We start from the raw sequence: 18124 nt of genomic DNA on the forward strand, positions 1-18124 counted from the left end.
ATGGGAAAAGCGCGGATTGCCACGGGCGTCCTGCTTGTGACGCTGGTGACCGGGGCCATGGGCTATACCATCGCCTCGGCGGTGCTGACCTACCAGGATCTCGGCTTCGGGGCCGAGATCGACTTTGCCTATATCGCGCAGAACTACATGGCGATCCTGGATCGCCGCCCGGAGGACGCCCAACTCATCCACCTGATCATCGGCAGCTTTGCCGCTGCCGGCCTGATGCTGAGCCTTGCTCTCTCGGGGTCCGCTCTGACACGCTTTGGCCAGACCCATTGGCAGACCGCGCGCGAGATGAAGGCCAGTGGGTTCTTTGGGGCGCCAGGGACCGGGTTCATCCTCGGCAAGCTGGGGACGCCGGGCTCCCGCGCCAATTACATTTGCTCGAAGGTTTTCCCCCATGCGCTGATCGTGGCCCCCACGGGCCGCGGCAAGACCACGGGCTTTGTCATTCCGAACCTGCTGACATGGCAAGGCTCTGCCGTGACGCTCGACGTGAAGGGCGAGTGTTTCGAGGCAACGGCCCGGCACCGCGCAGCCCAGGGCGACAAGGTCTATCGCTTTGCCCCCACCGATTGGGAGGGCAAGCGCACGCATCGCTACAACCCGCTGCTGCGCATCGCCGAGCTCAAAGATCCCGCGCGCCAGCAGATGGAACTGCAGCTTCTGGCGACGCTCTTCCTGCAAAGCGACAATGACCGGGTGCAGGGCCTCCTCAAGGGCGGGATCGATCTCTTCGTGGCGGCAGGGCTCTTGGCCTTCCAGCGCAAGCGTCCGACCCTGGGCGAGATCTACCGCATCGCGGCCTCGGGCGGGAACAAGCAGAAGGAGTATTTCGCGCGGGGCCACGAGGTCGATAACAGGGCCGCCAAGTTGATCTTCACGCGGTTGGCCTCGACCAACAACGACACGCTGACCTCTTACGTCTCGCTTCTGATGACCTCGGGGCTCGACCAGTGGCAGAACCCGGCGATTGACGAGGCGACGGCGGTGTCGGACTTTGATTTCCGAACGATCCGCAAGAAACCCTTTTCGGTCTACCTCGTGGTCCAGCCGCTGATGGTGAAACCATTGGCACCACTGATCCGGCTCTTCTTCTCCGATCTCCTTTCCGCCATGCAGGACAAGGACCCCGGGCCCGACGAGCCCTGGCCAGTGATGATCATGCTCGACGAGTTCAACCGTCTCGGCAAGATGCCCATCGTGGTCGAGAGCATCGAGACCCTGCGGACCTATCGCGGCCATTTGGCCGTGGTCACCCAAACCATCCCCGCCCTCGATGAAATCTACGGCGAGAACACCCGCCGCGCCCTGCAGGGCAACGCCGGCGTGAAACTCTATCTCACGCCTTCGGATGAAAAGACAGTCGAGGAACTGAGCAAGGCGGTTGGCAAGACCACGAAGACCGTCATCACGCGATCCCAGTCCATCGGCAAAAACCCCTTTGAAGGCCGCAGCCAATCCACGCGGACCGAAGAAAGCTCGTTATTGCCTGAAGATGAGGCGCGCCGTCTGCCGCTCGACGAGATCGTCATGGTCATCGATGCCCAGATGCCGGTCCGGGCAAAGCGGATCCAATATTTTGACGATCGGCTGTTCAAGGCGATCCACGCGGCGCAGACGGGGGAGTTGCCTTTTCCGAAGCCGGGGGGAGGTGGGTCGCAAGGCACGCTGCCGCTGAGTGTGCGCGCCATGCCGATGGCGCCGCCGCCGGACGGGCCAAGTGGACCCGAGGCCGATGTAGACGTAGCAGGCCAGCCTAATGATGCTGAACATTCAGGGCAATCTGATGTTGTTCCAAAGAAAACCGCGCCCGTCGTTCAAGCCGTCATCGCCGAGGAACAGCGTCAGATGGAGATGGATTTTGGCAGTCAGGTCGTGGATGCCGAAGTTGCGAGCGTCGTTGATGAGGCGCAAATGCGCTCTGCTGTCGATGGCTTGGATGAAATGGAAGCGATGCTGCGAGAGAACGGTCGTCAAAAGCTGGTTGCTCGATAGGGTGGCGGACATCGCCTGCTTGTCGGGGAGGACGGATTCCGGGCATTTGCAAAGGGTGCGAAAAGGTTCAACGCCATAAGCAGGTGCGGACATTCGGGGCTGGCCGTCGCCAATGGTTGGCGTTCGTGCGAAGACCGAATGGCAAGTGTTTTGCGAACCAGTCAATCGGCTATGTGCTCGACGGCGCTGGTCACCATATAACATCTTGAGGGAAGTTGGCCCAAACTGTATCCATATCGAGACATGGCAAACAACTTGACCGCCGAAAAAGCTCTGATCTTCAGGATTACGCACATCAACAATGTGCCGTGGATCCTCAGGCATGGGCTTCATTGTAAGAATTCCGGAGTGCAAGACCCCAATTTCGTGCGAATTGGGAACCTCGAATTAATTCAGCGTCGGACTGCACGGAATGTACCTGTTGCACCGGGCGGATCGCTATCAGATTACATTCCGTTCTATTTCACGCCATTTTCGATGATGATGTACAACATCAAGACTGGCTACGGAGGAATTCGCCAGTTCCCGAACACGGAGATTGTGATCATGGCGTCCTCACTTCGAGGGCTCGAGGATCGAGGCGTAGCAACGGTGTTTTCAGATCGCCACGCATACCTCCAGACTGCGCAATTCTTCACCTCGCTCGACGACCTCGACAAGGTCGACTGGGGCATCCTGCAGCGTAGAGACTTCAAACGCGACGTCGATGATCCCGAAAAGACGGATCGCTACCAGGCCGAGGCGCTCGTGCACAGGCACTTGCCAGTGGAGCACCTTGCAGGCATAGTCTGCCTGAGCGAGAACGAAAAAGGAACACTTGAACAGCAACGGGAGGAGGTTGGGCTCGATCTCAAGATCGTGGCGCGACCAGGCTGGTATTTCTGATGGTAACTTACACGCAAGGCAATCTTCTGGAAGCTGACGTTGACGCGGTGGTGAACACCGTGAACACGGTCGGAATCATGGGCAAAGGAATTGCCCTCATGTTCAAGGAGCAATTCCCACGAAACTTCGAAGCTTATGCGCGCGCCTGCGATGCAGGCGAAGTGCGTACTGGCAAAATGTTTGTTACCGAGAACAAGGAGCTCTTCGGGCCGCGCTGGATCATCAATTTCCCGACAAAGACCCATTGGCGAGTGAAAACTAAGATTGAATGGGTCGAGGATGGATTGAAGGACCTTGTCCGAGTAATTCGTGAGAAGGGAATTAATTCAATTGCGATCCCTCCACTTGGCTGTGGTAATGGTGGCCTTGACTGGCGCGATGTGCGTCCTCTTATCGAGTCGGCATTGGCGGAACTTGAAGGGGTTAATGCCATCGTCTACGAGCCGACTTCCAAGTATCAGAATGTCGCCAAGCGCACTGGTGTTGAGAAGCTCACCCCGGCACGCGCACTGGTGGCTGAGATGGTACGTCGGTACTCACTCCTTGGGATTGAATGCTCGATTCTTGAGGTGCAGAAATTGGGATGGTTTCTCGAGCGCGGCGTGAAACGGTTCGGGGGTTCGGACGCACTCAAGTTCAGGTTCCAAGCAAACAAGTACGGACCTTATTCGCATAACCTGACGAAGCTGCTCGACAGTCTCGATGGAAGTTATCTCCGGTGCGACAAGCGCCTTGCAGATGCCGATCCCTTGGATCTCATTTGGTTCAACGACGCAAAGTATGATCGAGTGCAAGCCTATCTGAACTCGGGTGAAGGGAAGCAGTTCTCAAGCGTACTGGAATGGGCTTCGGCCACCATCGATGGCTTTGAGTCGCCTCTCGGCATGGAACTTCTGGCGACTGTCGACTGGATGATGCAGCACGACGATATCGAACCGACTGTTGAGGGAGTGATGGAAGGTCTTAAGGACTGGGCTGGCGGGGAAGTCGCTGGACAGCGCAAATTGAAGATCTTCGATCGCCGGTTGGTCGCCATAGCTTTGGGCCAACTTCAGACATCGAACAGGCTGCCTGCCTGTTAATCTTTGAGTTCGTGGGCGGGAAGCACACATGCGGCGATGCCGCGTTGCTTCCGCAGCATCGTTACAACGCGGACATTCGTGGGAGCATCAAATCAACAAACCAATAAAGGAGAGCATTCATGGCACTTAAACCAGGACCGAAGCCGATAGCAAAATCAACCGGGACCCCAGATCAGCGACGCCGTGACAACAAAACCACACCAGGGAACACACCGTCCCTCAAACCTAGCAAATCTAGCAAGCCCCCCGCAAAAAAATGAAAGAGGGTTCTCGTTAATTCGCCCTTCTAACCTCGCAGGCCGATCACTTCCACGTAGGATGGCGGGTCTCGGGACGGAAAGGCCGGTTAATTCTGACTAAGTCTGAACCTTAACGGTCGCAGCCGTTTGGGCATAAGACCGCAAAGCGCTGAGAGCAGTCCCGCGCGTCTGGCGCAGCATCGCGCCAAACTCTGAAACGCAGGGCGGAAAGCGGCCTCATGGCGCCGCGGCATTGCAGCCGCAGCCTAACCGTGAGACCAGCCATTCAGATTGATTGCCGCTGGCAACGGATTCATGACCACCTAACGGGTATAACGTCGACTTCCTCTAAGGGCCTGCAACACAATTGCAGCGACCGCTCGGACGTAGTCGCGCTTGCACCCTACGGCAAGTCACACTGCCGCCGCCCGCGCGCCGTTCTGGCCAACCGCGGGCCAGTCAGCGCCTAACTTTACAGAGACCCGCATTGCGTGGTCTCATTGGGAAGAAAAACTAATTGATCACAGGGACGTAGCGAATGAGTGAGGCACTTCAGAAACTCTTCGAGCATGGCACGAAGTGGGTAAGGGCAGATTTCCACCTGCACACTCAAGCGGATAAGGAATTTCGTTATGACGGCGACGCTGACCGTTTCGTCGCCAGCTATGTCGAGGCGCTTGAAGCTAACGGAACACGCCTTGCCGTCATCACCAACCACAACAAATTTGACTTGGAAGAATTCAAGGCTCTGCGCAAGAGGGCGCGCAAATTCGGTATCGGTGTGCTCCCCGGCGTGGAACTATCCGTCAAGGACGGCGCAAACGGCGTTCACACACTCGTGGTATTTTCCGAAGCTTGGTTGGCCGATGGTCAGGATTACATCAACCAATTTCTTGGCGTAGCGTTTGCTGGGAAGGTTCCCGCGCAATACGAGCAGGAAAACGGACGTAGCAATGATGACCTGATCGAGACGCTCAGAAAACTGGAATCCTACAACCGCGACTTCTTCATTATCTTCGCGCATGTCGAGGCCAATAGTGGCCTGTGGAAGGAGTTAAGCGGCGGGCGAATGGGCGAACTTGCCGCTGAGCCGCTCATTCAAAAATATGCCCTTGGCTTCCAGAAGGTCCGCACCCATGACAAGCAGGATGGCGTTTGCCGCACGAAGGTCAAGCGCTGGTGGGGCGATCACTATCCAGCCGAAGTGGAAGGCTCTGATGCAAAAGAAATTTCTGAAATCGGCAAAGGTAAGAAGGTTTATCTGAAGCTTGGCGATGTTGGTTTCGATGCGGTGAAATTTGCCCTGACTGATCATGCTTTCCGCGTTGCGCCGGATATACCGTCCATAGGCCATTCCCACATCAACGCCGTTCGCTTTGAAGGCGGGTTGCTGGATGGTAGGCGTGTTACCTTCTCTCCGCATCTGAATTGTCTGATTGGCATTCAGGGCAGCGGAAAATCTTCTATCCTGGAAAGCGTGCGCTACGCACTTGATATCCCCTTTGGCGAAAAGGCACAGGACAAGGAATATAAGGATAAGCTCCTGCCCCATGTTCTGAAAAGCGGCGGCAAGGTAATTGTCGAAGCGACCGATCGGCATGGCGGTCGCTATGAGGTAAGGCGCATCTGGGGGCATTTGCCGGATGTTTATGTCGATGGCGTGCTGCGCCCCGGTGTCTCCATTAAGGAGACGATCATCGCCAAGCCGCTTTACTTCGGGCAGAAGGACCTCTCCGCTGCTGGAAAGGGCTTCGGGCACGATCTTGTCGAAAAGCTCATGGGCGATAGCCTAAAGGGTGTGCGGCAAAAGATCGAGGAACGCGCGGGCGAACTAAAGTCGGCTATAGAGAGCTTCAATTCTGTCCGCGGCGATGCGGAGGACAAGCAAGCGCTGGAAGATGAACTCAAGGATGTTGAATTCAACCTGGAGCAATTCGACAAGCATGGCATCAAGGACAAGCTTGAAAAGCAATTGGCCTATAGCGAGGACCTGACCTACTGTCAGGGTATTGACGAGACGGCTGCGGCCTGGCGCAAGACGATTGATGATGCTGCAACCCAGGCCGAAGAAGATTTCAAGCTGATAGAAGTTCATGCCTCCGATCAAAATGCTGATTTCTTCACGCGCTACGCAGCCAAGGTGGAAGAGCTAAAAGGCACGGTTGCGACAGCCAAGGCTCTTGCTGCCACCATCAAGACCAAGTCCGGCGATCTGGATGAACTGCGCCAAGAGCTTGAAGGCGTGCGCGACGGCCTAAAGGAAGAATTTGCCGAGACCGAGCGGGAACTGGTCAAAGCGTTGGACGAACAGGGCGTTACCTCGATCCAGCCGGATGCCTATATCAAGCTTACGCAGCGCAAGCAGGAGCTTGAAGCTGAAATCGCCGAGCTGGCCAAGCGGACGGGAAAGGAAAAAACAAGGCTCGAAGCCGTCTTGATCGCCATGACATCGCTGAATGATGCCTGGCACGATGAATTCAAGTTAATCGCGGCGGCGCTGAAAATCATCAACGAATCGCAAGGATCATTGAGAGTAAATGCAGCGTTCAAGGGAGACCGCAACGCCTTCACGACCCATATCGACGGGTTACTTCGAGGCAATAATCTTCGCAGGGAATATTATAATGCACTTGCAGAGGCTTACTCCGATTTTGGCGAGATTTTCAAAGACCTCGAAAAGGCTTGTGCTCACGCGAAGGGAAAAAGCGAGGACTTCAAAAAGCGCTTCATAGCAAATCTCTACGCACTCATCTCTTATCAGGTGCCTAACAGCTATGCGGTGACGTATCACGGCAAAGCACTTCTGTCGCATTCTCTTGGTCAGCGCGCCTCCGCGATGATGCTCTTCCTGCTTAGCCAGAAGGGGAATGATCTTCTGCTCATCGACCAGCCGGAAGATGATCTTGATAGCCAGACCGTCTACGAGGAGGTGGTCAAGCTGCTTCGGCGGATCAAGCCAAACCAGCAATTCATCTTCGCGACACATAACGCGAATTTTCCGGTGCTTGGCGATGCCGAGACCATCACCACATGCAGCGCCAGCGATGATGATATCGCCATATCGGTTGGCAATATCGACGATAAGTCCTGTCAGTCCAACGTCATTTCCATCATGGAGGGCGGCCCGGAGGCATTTGAGCGCCGCAAGACAATCTATCAAATCTGGAAAGCCCGTGCCGTCTGACCATATCTAAAAGAACACGAAACGCTTCACCACTCTATTCTCGGCTACATTCGCCTCCGGTTTTTGCTGCACTCGGCTGTGAGCGGCCACTTCGGAGGCCCGAATGCAGCGCTGGCACACTTGGCTTTCCCGACTACGCTGCACACCGCCATAGATGATCGGTTCGGTGTAGCCGCAGCACAGCGAAAGTGAACTCGGTGAACGGCCGGACTGGGCCGTCACCGTCGTCCAAGCCGTCCCAGTCTCGCAAGCTGCGCCAGCATTTTTGATCCCGAGTCTGCGGATCCTGTGCCGCCTCCGGAACCCGTCTGCCCCATGCCTTGCCGCGCTGGCATTTGCTGCACGCCCAAGAACTGCCGCGCCCTGAGGGCTGCGTATTCTGCGCCACTGGCCCCGCCGATGAGGTAGCGATTGTAGGCCTGCTGGCTTCCCATGGCGGCGCGGGCAAAGCTGTAGCCGCCGCCGAGACCTCCGGAGAGGGCGGGCATCATGATGTTGCCGGAGATCGCGCGGACGATGAAGGGCGTGGCGATAATGAAGCCCTTGGCCATGAGCACCATCATAAAGAAGGGTATGAGCGCGCCGATGTTGGAAGCCCCTTCCGGATCACCCAACTCGCCTATGAGAGCCGAGGCCACCCCGGTGATGGTCGCGAAGACCCCTGCGACCACGATAGGGTAGATCGCGAAGGAGATAAGCGCGGATAACCAGCGCGCGAAATAATCCTTGGTCACCTCGAAGAGGGTCAGGAAAATCATCACCGGGGCGATCCCGATCAGAAGCGCGATCATCAGTCGGGAGGCCACGAGGATGAAGGCGGCCAGTCCGCCGAGGATTGAGAGTAGAAGCACACCGACTATGTCAAGCATGGCGCCAGCCATCCAGTTCAGCTCGGACCCGGCAGCGTTTAGATAGTCGCCCAGCTCCGCGATCAGCCGGTCGAATTCCTCCGCGAAGGTGCCTGAAGGGCCCGGGCTGCCGCCGCCAACTGAAGCTACAAGCGCGCCCGCGATACTGTCGATCCCATAGAGAATGGCAGATGAGAACGCGTTGAACTGCATCCAGTTGGTCGCGAATATCCCGATGAGCCCGATCTTGACCGCGAGCCAGAAGGCTGTGTGCCCATCCATGGCCCGGTATTGATAGATCATGTTGATTCCGACGAGGATCACCACCAACGTTGTCCCCAAAACCAGGAGCGTGCCGACCGTTGCCGCAACCGCACCAAACTGGGTCTCAGCGGCGGTGTCGAGATAGGCCTGGGAGGTTTCAACGAAGTAGGTGACGACACTCATCGCGGGATTGCCTTACCAATTGCCTGCGGCGTCGCAGATGGCCTTGGCGGCAGTTCGGGCGGCGTTGGCGCGGCGATTGTAGCCTTCCGAGGCTTCGAGCATTTCCCACCGTTCGTCGCTCGCGTAGCTCTCCCGAAACATCGCCTCGGCCGCGTCCCAGGACGGGAACCGGGTCGCGCAGTCGCAGTTGCCGATCTCGACGACCCGCTCGAGGTTCTGGGCGCGATAGATGTCCTGAACCAGAACCCGCTGATAGGCTTGGCGCAGGGGGATCTCCTGCATCCAGATGGGCTCGGCGGGCCGGTCCGGACAGACGTCAAAGCTGCGATCGAGGGTTGGCACCAGGTCGCGCTCGGCAACGGCGAAGGCAGGCGTCAGGCTTAGGGCCAGTGCGGCCAAGGCGAGGTGCTGCGCCTGCCTCATGCCGTGGCTCCAGCGGGTGTGGTTTCGCGTTTCAGGAAAACGGTGTGCCCGATATTGGCGAATTCCGAAGTGCTGATCGACACCACCTCCCACCCGTCTGCGCCCTTCTCGTTCAGGCTGGCCTGCATGTCGGAGAGGCTGGTTTTGCGGGTCATGGGAAAGGACAAGATATCGTATTCAAAGGTCTTCATGGGGAAGCTCCAATCTCAGTTGCGCCGGGCAGGTAGAATTCGGTAATGCCGCGCCGACCGTCATGGCGACCGGCCTGGATGATCACATCGATGGAATTCTCGATGTACTGGATCATGTCGGCATAGGTCATCGGGATCTCGGTCTTGAGTGCCGCGATCGCGAGCCGCTGCACGGCGAGTTGCGGGGTTTCGGCATGCAGTGTGGTCATGGACCCGCCATGGCCGGTGTTGATGGCTTCCAGGAAGGTCATGGCCTCCTTGCCGCGCACCTCGCCCAGGATGATCCGGTCGGGGCGCATGCGCAGCGTGGCGGTGAGAAGCACATCGGCGGTCTGGAATTCCGCGTCGCGATTGGCGATGAGGGTCACGGCATTTGGCTGGGTCGGCAGAAGCTCGGCGGCTTCTTCGATGGTGACGATGCGTTCCTCGGCTGGTACGTGAGAGAGGATCTTGCGCGCGGCCACGGTCTTGCCGGTGGAGGTGCCGCCCGAGACGATCATGTTGAGTTTGTTCGCGACGCAGAAGGCGAGCGCATCATCGATCAAACCCGCGGCCACCACGGCGCGCAAGGCGCGCTTTTTTTCGACGCGCAGGTCTTCGAGCTTGCGCTCTTTTCCGTAGAGGAAATCGAGCGCAATTCCCTCGAGTGGCAGGCTCGAGAAGAACCGCAAGCTGATCGACATGGCTGACAGCACGGCGGGCGGGGTGATGACCTGCGCGCGGATCGGGCGACCCTTATAGGTGATCGAAACCGAGACGATGGGGCGGTCCTTGCTCATCGTGGTATTGGCAGAGGACGCGATCTGGTTGCCGAGGTCCCTGACCTGAACGCTCGTCAGCCTCTGGTCCAGTGCGCGCATGAAGTGATCGCCCTGGAATTCGCCCCAACAGGTCCCGTCGGGGTTGATGCAGATCTCGATGACATCGTCGCGGGCGGCGGCGTCGATCCGGTCGAGCGAGGTTTCGAGATAGCTCAGCGACATGGGCTCAGAATATCTCCAGATCGCGGTCGACCATGACAGTAACGCGCGCGCCCTGGTCGACATAGATGACGGGGCCGATGGAGAGGTAATCGCCCATGACGCTGTCCGTGGCATCTGCCAGATCATCGCCAACGTCTTCGAGAACGTCGGCGGCAGTCTCATCCTGGACCTCGGAGGCGGCGGCACTAGGTGCCGCGGAGATCAGCGAGATCAGGGCGGCCGACCCGAAACGCTCGGCAAAGCGCGTGTCCACGAAACCGGTGACACCCGAACGGCCAAGTTCATCGCCCCCGAAGGAGCTGATCTGGATAGTTTGATTGTCAGGCAGGATGATCCGGTCCCAGGCGATGGTTACCCGGCGCTGCGCGATATCGACGCCAGCGCGGTAGCGCCCGATGAGACGGGACCCGCGGGGGATCAAGAGGCGCGCGCCATCGACGCTGTAGACATCCTCGGACACTACGGCACGGGTCTGGCCGGGTAGCGAGCTGTCGAGGGCGGTTTCCATGACGGCCTGGATCATTGTGCCCTGAATGATGGTGTTGGAAGGATTGGCGATCACCTCGGCCTGCGTCACCGTGGAGGGCAGCGCACCGTTCAGGACGAAATCCGTCACCTCGCCAAAAGTGCGTTCGGTCAGAGCCGTTTCATTCGCTCCGGAGGCACCACCAAAAGCGATGGTGGGAGAGACGATGCGCCGCTCCTGGAAGGCGCGTTCCTCCGCGGCGCGGCGCTCCAGCTCGGCCATGCGCCGGGCTTCTTCCTCACGGCGCAGTCGCTCTTGCTCACGTGCGCGCAGCTCATCCTCCGTAGGGCCCGTTGGCGCGGGTTGGGGTCGGCTGGCCTCGAGTTGGGCCAGTTCCAGATCCATGCGGAGTTGCTCAAGGCTTCGATCCCGCGCCGTCAGTTCGTCCTGAAATCGTTGCTGTGCTGCTTCCGAGGCGGCTTGTAGCGCCGCGATCTGAGCAGTCAGCGCGTCAATTGCCTCTGCGGCGGCGGTGTCTTCCTCGACAACTGGTTCAGGGGCGTTGCGCAACTCCTCGATCTGGGCCTGCAGGGCGGTGATCTGCGCCAGAAGCTCCGCGTTGGGCTCGAAGGGGTCTGGTCCAGCGAACACAACCTCGGGCTCGGGCGGGGGCAAGGTCTCGATAGCGCCAAAGCCATCCCCTTCGTTTTGGAAGACGTCCGGAGTGGCCGTCGGCAAGGCTTCCTCTTCGTCGGGCTGTGAGAGGAGATAAAGCAGGGCACCACCCGCGCCGATGACGAAGACCACGGCCAGCGCGAGAAGGGGCGACCGGCGCTGCGCCGCTATGGGCGCGCGGGCACTGCCTTTCTCAAGGGCGGCGAGGCGCCTTTCCAGCTCGGTGTTCTCGGTATCGCTCAAGAGGTGGCCTCCGCGGGCGGGATCGCCTCGATGCAGACCACCTCTTCGCCAAGTCGCAGGATCCATTGGCGGTTCACGCCGCTGACGCGGATCACGCCGTCTTCAGGAGTTTGCGTGTTGACCGTGCGCTCGCGGGCTCCCGCGTAGCGGAAGATCGCGGGCACAGGCGCGTTTCTTGGAAACGCGAAATACGTGAACGTCCCGTCATCCCAGATGCGGGTTGGCGTAAACTCGGTCCGCGCGCTGGCACCGTAGTTGTAGTTCGGCGCTTGGGCGGCGATGGCCCGGGTCGGGCGCGCATCGTCCTCCGGATAGCGGAACTGCACCACGTAGAAGGTTGGGCTGCGGACCTCCTGGACGTTGAAGTAGTAGCTGCGGCGGTTGGTATAGACTGTCACATTGGTATGCACCCCGCGCGCCACAGGCTTGATCGCGAAGGCCTGACCGCCCGGGACGCCGTCGATCTCGAAGCCCTCGGTGTCGCCCGCGATGATCGAGCGGATGCTTTCGCCCTCGCCGAACTCGATGGTGGTCACATGGGTGAGCGACACGCTGAGACGGTAGACCTGACCCTCCTGGTAGGTGGCCAAGCGCACTCGGCTGTCGTTGGGACCGCCACGCGGGATGGCTTCGGCAGAGGCGAGGCCGGGCAACAGGGCAATGACAAAAATAAGCGATCTTATAAACAACAACGTCAGTTCTCCAATCTGTCGGAGCGGATGGAATATTCGAGAACGGTGAAGCCGAATGGATTGGTCCAGACCTCATCGATGGAGCGGCGGGTCTCCGGGCGGAACTCGAAGAGAAGCGTCGCAGTGAAGAGGCCGGTCTGGGTGCCGTTAATGGACGTCAGGCGCTTGCGCAGGCGGACCGTCGCGCGGTTGGTTCCGATCCGGTTGATGCTGAGGATTTCCACGTCGAGCCGAGCATTGGGGCCATAGACCGTCGGCGGGTAATTCTCGTTGGCGCTGTTCCAGATCTGGCGCAGCCCGCTCTCGGCAGCTCCGTCCGAGCGACGCAGGACGCTGCGGATGCGCAGATCGTTGTCGAGCTGGTTATAGACCTCCCGGTCGGCCACATAGCGGAACACCTCCGCCTCAATGATCGCCTGGTTGGCGGTGACGGATGTGGCCCCAACGGACGCCTCGGGCAGGGCAAAACCAGTGGCGGGATCATAGGGGACAACGACGGGGGGCGGGTCGACATCGAGGATCGAGACAGCCGCGGCACTCAGACAGCCGATGATACCGAAGACAAGGCCCATCAGGCCAAGGCGTTGCCAGAGCCGTTCGCGGCGTAAAGCACCATAGACCAGTTCTTCCTCGATGATTTCTTGTTCAGTCGCCACCCGTCATGCCCCCACGATTAGTCTGCCCGGAGGTCCGGCAAGGTGAAATCCATGAAGCGCTGCTCTTCGGCGATGGTGGCGGCATCGATCACGCCGCCGGTGCCATCGCCCACGGTCTGGATGGCTTCGAGTTGCCACATGGCGACCAGCGCAATGGCGAGCTCCGCGGTCACGCGCGTGTTGAGATCGATGCTTTCCTTGAGTTCGTCCATGTCGTCGATGAGCCCGACAAGGCGGTCTACCCGCTCGAGCGATTGGCCGGCATCCTCATAGCTGTTCTGGGCGGCGGCTGAGACGAGCGCGCCGGTGGTGGCCTGCGTCGCCACGCGGTTGGCCCCGGGATTGCCGCTTGCGGCCATTTCCGAGAGGGTGTCTTCGTCAAAGCCGAGGTCGGCCAGCACCCGGTCCATCTGGGTTTCGATCTCGCCTGCGCCGGAGCCGGACAGGCCGGAGAAATCCCCCGTCTTGATCGCCTCAATCGTGGCGAGGATGTCCCCGAACTCCTGGTCGAGTAGGCCATTGAGTTCGTCTTCCATCTCGGTGCGGATGATTTCTGGAAGCTCGGCGAGGCGGGTGAGGGCCTCGTAGGTTCTTTGCAGCTCCGCGAGTTGGTCCGTGAGCGTGGCAAGCTGTTCGCGGAGCTGCGTCAGCTGCTCGTTCTGCAGGATCTCGTCCTCGATCATCTGCCGGAGCTGCTGGATATTTTGCGTGATGTTCTGGGTGTCGACGACGGGCACGCCTTGCGCGAGGGCAGGGGATAGGGCGTCCAGATGCAGGCCAATCCCAAGCGTTGTGGCCAAGGCCGTCCTCAAGAGCAGATGTCCCATCATTCAATCTCCCTGATCGTAAAATCCATGAACGCGCCTTCGGCCATGCGGGCGCTGGCCTGGGCCAACTCCTCGGCAGAAAGGACGCGGGTGCGTGCCGCCTGAAGCCGGATGCGTGCAGCGACGAGGCGCACGAGTTCGGCGCGGGCATAGGTGTTGAGTGCGATGCTTTCCTGCACGTCTTCAGTCTCGGAAATCCGTTCGACGATGTCGGAAATGCGCAGGGCGGCTTGGCGGATCGCGGCTGGTGAGTTGCTGCCATAAAAGGCCGCCCCATGACCCGTGAGCGAGAGGTTGGCATTGGCGAGAAGCGCCGGATCGATCGTGCCAAGCGCATCGATCCCGCCGATACGGGTCAAATAGTGGTTATAGCGTTCGGGAATGACCTGAACGTAATGCTGGGTTTCGGCAAAGGGCGGCACGCCACCATATTCGAACACTCGGCCCGGCCCCGCGTTATAGGCCGCGAGCGCGTTGATGATGTTGCCATCGAAGGTGTTGAGCTGGGTCGCGAGATACCGCGCGCCGCCATGCACCTGCAGGTAAGGGCTGTCGTAGTATTCCGGGTTGATACCAAGATCGCTGGCGGTGCCGGGCATGATCTGGGTGAGGCCAAAGGCCCCGACCGGCGAACGCGCGCCGATGGTGAAGCGGCTTTCCTGCCAGATCAGCGCTTGTAGCAACGCGCGCCACTGGACGGGCGAGAGCCCTGCGCGGCCAACACCCGCAAAGCCGCTGGTTTCCTGGGCGACGCGGATGATGAGCTGCTCGATGTTCTCGGCGGCGTCGCCGAACATCTGCGCACCGCCGGGATTGGGGTCGATGTCGGCATTGCCATAGACCGCCTCGACTGACCGGGCCGGATCCCCGCTGCCGCTTTCCAGCCCCGAGACCATAGCCGGTAAGCCCTGACCGCCGAAGCTGGTATGGGCATCAAGGATGCGTTGCAGGGTTTCCAGCTGCTCCCGGTCGATCTCGGCAATGAGTTCGCGCACGGCAAGCTTGTCCGCCTGAACGGCCAAGTCAGCCTCGCGGTCGCCGGTCTCGACGATGTCTCGCGCGGTCAGCCCACTGTCGTTGGTCGGCACGCCTTGGGCGAAGCCGAGACCGGGCAGCAGGCAAAACGCGAGGATATGAGGCAGGCTAGACTTCAATGTCGCCCTCCGGGGTGCCAAGGGGCGTGAAGTCACAATCAGGCGCGACGGGTGCCGTGGACGCAAGGAAGGTGAAGCAATTCGCCTGCGGCTCCCGGTACTGGGTGCAGGAGGCCAGTGCGCCGAGCGCGGTGAGAAGAAACAGGGTACGGATCATGAAAGCCTCCAGAAGTCCGAGCGGTCGCGGTAATCGGCGCCGACAAGCGCTTCGCCCTTTTCCATGCCGCCAAGGATGGTGAGATTGGGCCCAAGGGCGCTCAGATCGGCATCGACGACAATGGAGCCCTGATCGTCGCGGATCAGTGCGAGGCGGCTGTTGCTGCCCGTGTTGAGAAGGACGTCGAGTTCCTTCTCCGTGAGGTTCAGCATGGCGTAATCCGCAGGCTGCGCGCGGATATTGGGCAGCAGGATCTGTGTCGGAACGGCTTCGACGATGGTCTTGCCGGTCCGGGTGCGCTCGAGCTGGCTGGCGTATTGCGTCATCATCACGGCGACGGTGTTCTGCTTGCGCGCGGTCACCAGCCAGTTCGACAGCCGTTCGGCGAAATACGCGTTATCGAGGGCCTTCCAGGCCTCGTCGATCACGATGATGGTGGGGTGGCGATCCTCGATCTCACGTTCGACCCGGCGGAAAAGATAGGAGAGAACCGCCATCCGCTCCTTGTCGGCCTCGCTGTCGAGAATGCCGGTCAGATCGAAGCCCACCACATCGCCTTTGAGCGAGAACGTGTCCTCAAGGCTCTGCCCGAAGATCCAGCCATAGCGGCCGTCTTCGGTCCACTCGAGCAGGCGCTGGTGCAGATCGCCGCCATCATCGGTGGACACAAAAAGCGACGCAAAATCCCGCCAGTTCCGCAGGGCCGGATTGGTGGCCTGGGCATTCTGGCGCACGACCTCCTGGATGCGATTGGTCTGCGCCGGGGTCAGGGGCTTGTCAGCGCGGTAGAGCAAGGTGGCAAGCCAGTCCGAGAGCCAGGCGGTGCCGCGGGCATCGGTCTCTGTCCAGAGCGGGTTGAGGCCCGTGGGCTGACCGGCGTTCAGGGACGCGTAGCGCCCGCCATTGGCGCGGACCGCCATCTCCATACCAAGACGGTAATCGAAGACGAAGACCCGGGCGCCCGCGCGACGGGCCTGGGTCATCAAGAAGGCCGAAAGCACAGACTTACCTGACCCGGGCCGCCCCATGATCAGGGTATGGCCGCTGGTGGGTTCTTTATCGGGCGAGCCTTGCTCGTGATAGGAAAACCGGTAGGCGCTCTGCTCCGGCGTGGGCAAATATGTGACGACCCGGCCCCAGGGGGTAAGTGCTGCAGGTTTGCCGAGCTGTGTCCGGTGGAAGGCCGCAAAATCCGCGAAGTTGCGGTTGGTGACGGCGCTGGCGCGGACGCGCTTTGACTGGTTGCCGGGGTGCTGGCTGAGGTAATGCGCCTTGGCCGCGACCCGCTCGCCAATCATCTTCACGCCTTCGGTTGCGGCGGCGTTCACGATTTCGGCGCTGAGCGTCTGCAGCTCTTCGAGCGTGTCGCAAAAGAGCGTCACGACCATGTGATGCTCGCCGAAGCTTTGGCGCTTGGCCTCGAGATCATCGGCGGCGATGTCGAGGGCTTCCAGGAGCGACAGGGCTGCGTCCTGGCTGGCCTGCATCTGGCGCTTTTGCCGCTTGATGCGGCCCGCCATGAGGTTCGAATTGATCGGCGTGAAGGAGTGCGTCACGATCATGTCGACCGGCAGGTTCAGCATGTCGAACATGGTGCAGGAGGTGCCTTCCGAGTATTCTCCGATGGTGAAGCTCTTGCCGTAGCGATGGCCCACGACGCCTTCGGAAAGCTCGAAATGGTCTCCGTGAAACGTCACGCGGGTATTGGCGACGTTGACGGACAAAAAGCCGTAGGTGTTTGCAGGGTAGAGCGGCAGCTCGGTGCCTGTGTTCAGCGCGCCCAGAAACCCCACCAACTCCCCCGATGCAGCCGACAGGAGGCGCGGTTTGAGTTCTGCGAGGCCGGACAGGAAGACGTTCACGGCCTCACCGAGGCGCTGGAGACGCTTGCGGGTCTCTTCCTTCAGCCGGTCCGGCGCGCTGCGGCCGAGATGCGGCAGGAGGCTTTTCGGGGGCGGGCGGTGAATGACGGTGAGCGTCAGGGTCTTGTCGCGCAGCTCGCTGGTCTCGAATTTCGCGCGCCAGCGCCGGTCCACCTCGCCCGCGAAGCTGTCCTCACGGATGGGGTCGAGATCAGGTTTGATGGCCTTGGAGACCTTGTGGACGTAATAGCTGAATTCTGGCCCGAGTTGCGCGACGATGCGAGCAAAAAGCGCCGTCACCTTGTCGAGATAGGCATCGTCCGTCGTGTAGCTGTTGATCCCCTCAAGGCGAATGCAGCGGAAGAGTTCGTTCACCCGGGTCCGCACGGTCTGGTCGTCGACGAGGCTCACATAGGGCAGCATATGCGCAAGCCGGGTCTCGCGCGCATACCAGTCTGGCGTCATTGTGCGGGCATCGAGCGCAGCATCACGGGCGTCATCACGGGGCATAGCTGTCCCCGCCATGGATGGACCTGTTGCGCGTGGGCGGTGTCTCCTGCAGGGCTGTCATCATCACGTCGATGAAACGCGGGTCCCAATCTGCGGCCTTCCAAAGCACCGGGTAGAGAAGGGCCGCGACAGCCAGTACCGCGATGTGCTGGACCCAGACGAACAAGAGCACCGAACCGAAGAGCCAGACCATCGCATACATGATGGGCAGGCCCAGAAGCTTGGGCGGGCGCACGAGGCCGAGGAAGAGAGGCGCGCGCTCAGCCACCGGCGAAGACCGCGGCAACGATGGTGGGGGCAGCCGCAACACCGGCGATCCCGACGAGGACCCAGAGCGCCTGGCGCAGATCGATGATGTTGAAGAACCAGCTCAAGAAAACGCCGAGGACCGCTAGTGTGGCGATGACCACACCAAGAGGTCCGGTCAGCGCATCGACAATGCCCTGCAACAAGCTTTGGATCGGGGAGAGGTCGATGCTCTGTGCTAGGGCGGGCTCGGCAATCACCAGAAATAGCGCCAGCGAGGCGACAAAGAGGTTTGAAAACCAACTTGTTTGGAAAAAGTTGTATCGCCAATGCACTGCCGCGCTGCGTGCTCT

Annotated in this window: 17 protein-coding genes; 4 read left to right on the forward strand and 13 right to left on the reverse strand. The window is 60.1% G+C overall.

Annotated features, from left to right (window positions below):
- The 4 genes from O4H31_RS16525 (at position 1) to O4H31_RS16540 (ending at position 7391) form a co-directional block, all read left to right on the forward strand.
- Entirely contained in the window at positions 1-2001 is a 2001-nt protein-coding gene (locus tag O4H31_RS16525; RefSeq protein WP_120352482.1) for a type IV secretory system conjugative DNA transfer family protein, read from the forward strand.
- Between the two features lie 255 nt (positions 2002-2256).
- Positions 2257-2886 (forward strand): DUF4433 domain-containing protein, encoded by a 630-nt coding sequence (locus O4H31_RS16530; RefSeq protein WP_206054332.1) that lies wholly within the window; start codon positions 2257-2259, stop codon positions 2884-2886.
- Positions 2886-3968 carry a macro domain-containing protein gene (locus O4H31_RS16535; RefSeq protein ID WP_120352483.1) on the forward strand — a complete coding sequence of 361 codons (1083 nt, stop codon included), beginning with the start codon at positions 2886-2888 and terminating at the stop codon, positions 3966-3968. The genes O4H31_RS16530 and O4H31_RS16535 overlap by 1 nt, the downstream gene beginning before the upstream one ends.
- A 777-nt stretch (positions 3969-4745) precedes the next feature.
- Entirely contained in the window at positions 4746-7391 is a 2646-nt protein-coding gene (locus tag O4H31_RS16540) for a TrlF family AAA-like ATPase (protein ID WP_162931911.1), read from the forward strand.
- A 218-nt stretch (positions 7392-7609) separates the two neighbouring features.
- On the opposite strand, the gene O4H31_RS16545 is transcribed toward O4H31_RS16540, so the two are convergent.
- From O4H31_RS16545 to O4H31_RS16605, 13 genes are read right to left on the reverse strand one after another with little or no spacing between them, the layout of a single operon-like run.
- On the reverse strand, positions 7610-8686 hold the full coding sequence (locus O4H31_RS16545; RefSeq protein WP_120352484.1) for a type IV secretion system protein: 1077 nt from the start codon (positions 8684-8686) through the stop codon (positions 7610-7612).
- A gap of 12 nt (positions 8687-8698) precedes the next feature.
- Positions 8699-9109, reverse strand: a complete 411-nt coding sequence (locus O4H31_RS16550) for a hypothetical protein (RefSeq protein WP_120352485.1) — start codon at positions 9107-9109, stop codon at positions 8699-8701.
- A complete protein-coding gene (locus tag O4H31_RS16555; protein ID WP_047997766.1) occupies positions 9106-9300 on the reverse strand; it encodes a DUF4177 domain-containing protein in 195 nt (64 codons plus the stop codon). The genes O4H31_RS16550 and O4H31_RS16555 overlap by 4 nt, the downstream gene beginning before the upstream one ends.
- Entirely contained in the window at positions 9297-10283 is a 987-nt protein-coding gene (locus O4H31_RS16560) for an ATPase, T2SS/T4P/T4SS family (RefSeq protein WP_120352486.1), read from the reverse strand. Before O4H31_RS16560 ends, O4H31_RS16555 begins: the two co-directional genes overlap by 4 nt.
- 4 nt (positions 10284-10287) lie before the next feature.
- The gene (locus tag O4H31_RS16565; RefSeq protein ID WP_120352487.1) at positions 10288-11667 is read right to left on the reverse strand and encodes a TrbI/VirB10 family protein; all 1380 of its coding nucleotides are present in this window, start codon (positions 11665-11667) and stop codon (positions 10288-10290) included.
- A complete protein-coding gene (locus tag O4H31_RS16570; protein WP_120352488.1) occupies positions 11664-12359 on the reverse strand; it encodes a TrbG/VirB9 family P-type conjugative transfer protein in 696 nt (231 codons plus the stop codon). The genes O4H31_RS16565 and O4H31_RS16570 overlap by 4 nt, the downstream gene beginning before the upstream one ends.
- Positions 12360-12361: 2 nt before the next feature.
- On the reverse strand, positions 12362-13015 hold the full coding sequence (locus O4H31_RS16575; protein WP_120352489.1) for a virB8 family protein: 654 nt from the start codon (positions 13013-13015) through the stop codon (positions 12362-12364).
- Between the two features lie 17 nt (positions 13016-13032).
- Positions 13033-13842, reverse strand: a complete 810-nt coding sequence (locus O4H31_RS16580; RefSeq protein ID WP_120352541.1) for a type IV secretion system protein — start codon at positions 13840-13842, stop codon at positions 13033-13035.
- Positions 13842-14996, reverse strand: coding sequence for a lytic transglycosylase domain-containing protein (locus O4H31_RS16585; protein WP_240791657.1), 1155 nt, complete (start codon positions 14994-14996; stop codon positions 13842-13844). The genes O4H31_RS16580 and O4H31_RS16585 overlap by 1 nt, the downstream gene beginning before the upstream one ends.
- Positions 14986-15153, reverse strand: a complete 168-nt coding sequence (locus O4H31_RS16590) for a hypothetical protein (protein ID WP_162931912.1) — start codon at positions 15151-15153, stop codon at positions 14986-14988. The genes O4H31_RS16585 and O4H31_RS16590 overlap by 11 nt, the downstream gene beginning before the upstream one ends.
- A complete protein-coding gene (locus O4H31_RS16595; protein ID WP_132446211.1) occupies positions 15150-17525 on the reverse strand; it encodes a type IV secretion system DNA-binding domain-containing protein in 2376 nt (791 codons plus the stop codon). The genes O4H31_RS16590 and O4H31_RS16595 overlap by 4 nt, the downstream gene beginning before the upstream one ends.
- Positions 17515-17793, reverse strand: coding sequence for a type IV secretion system protein VirB3 (locus O4H31_RS16600; RefSeq protein WP_025042451.1), 279 nt, complete (start codon positions 17791-17793; stop codon positions 17515-17517). Before O4H31_RS16600 ends, O4H31_RS16595 begins: the two co-directional genes overlap by 11 nt.
- Positions 17786-18106 (reverse strand): TrbC/VirB2 family protein, encoded by a 321-nt coding sequence (locus O4H31_RS16605; RefSeq protein WP_120352542.1) that lies wholly within the window; start codon positions 18104-18106, stop codon positions 17786-17788. Before O4H31_RS16605 ends, O4H31_RS16600 begins: the two co-directional genes overlap by 8 nt.
- Positions 18107-18124 lie beyond the last annotated feature (18 nt).

Source organism: Sulfitobacter dubius (genome assembly GCF_027214245.1).
Classification (GTDB): domain Bacteria; phylum Pseudomonadota; class Alphaproteobacteria; order Rhodobacterales; family Rhodobacteraceae; genus Sulfitobacter; species Sulfitobacter dubius_A.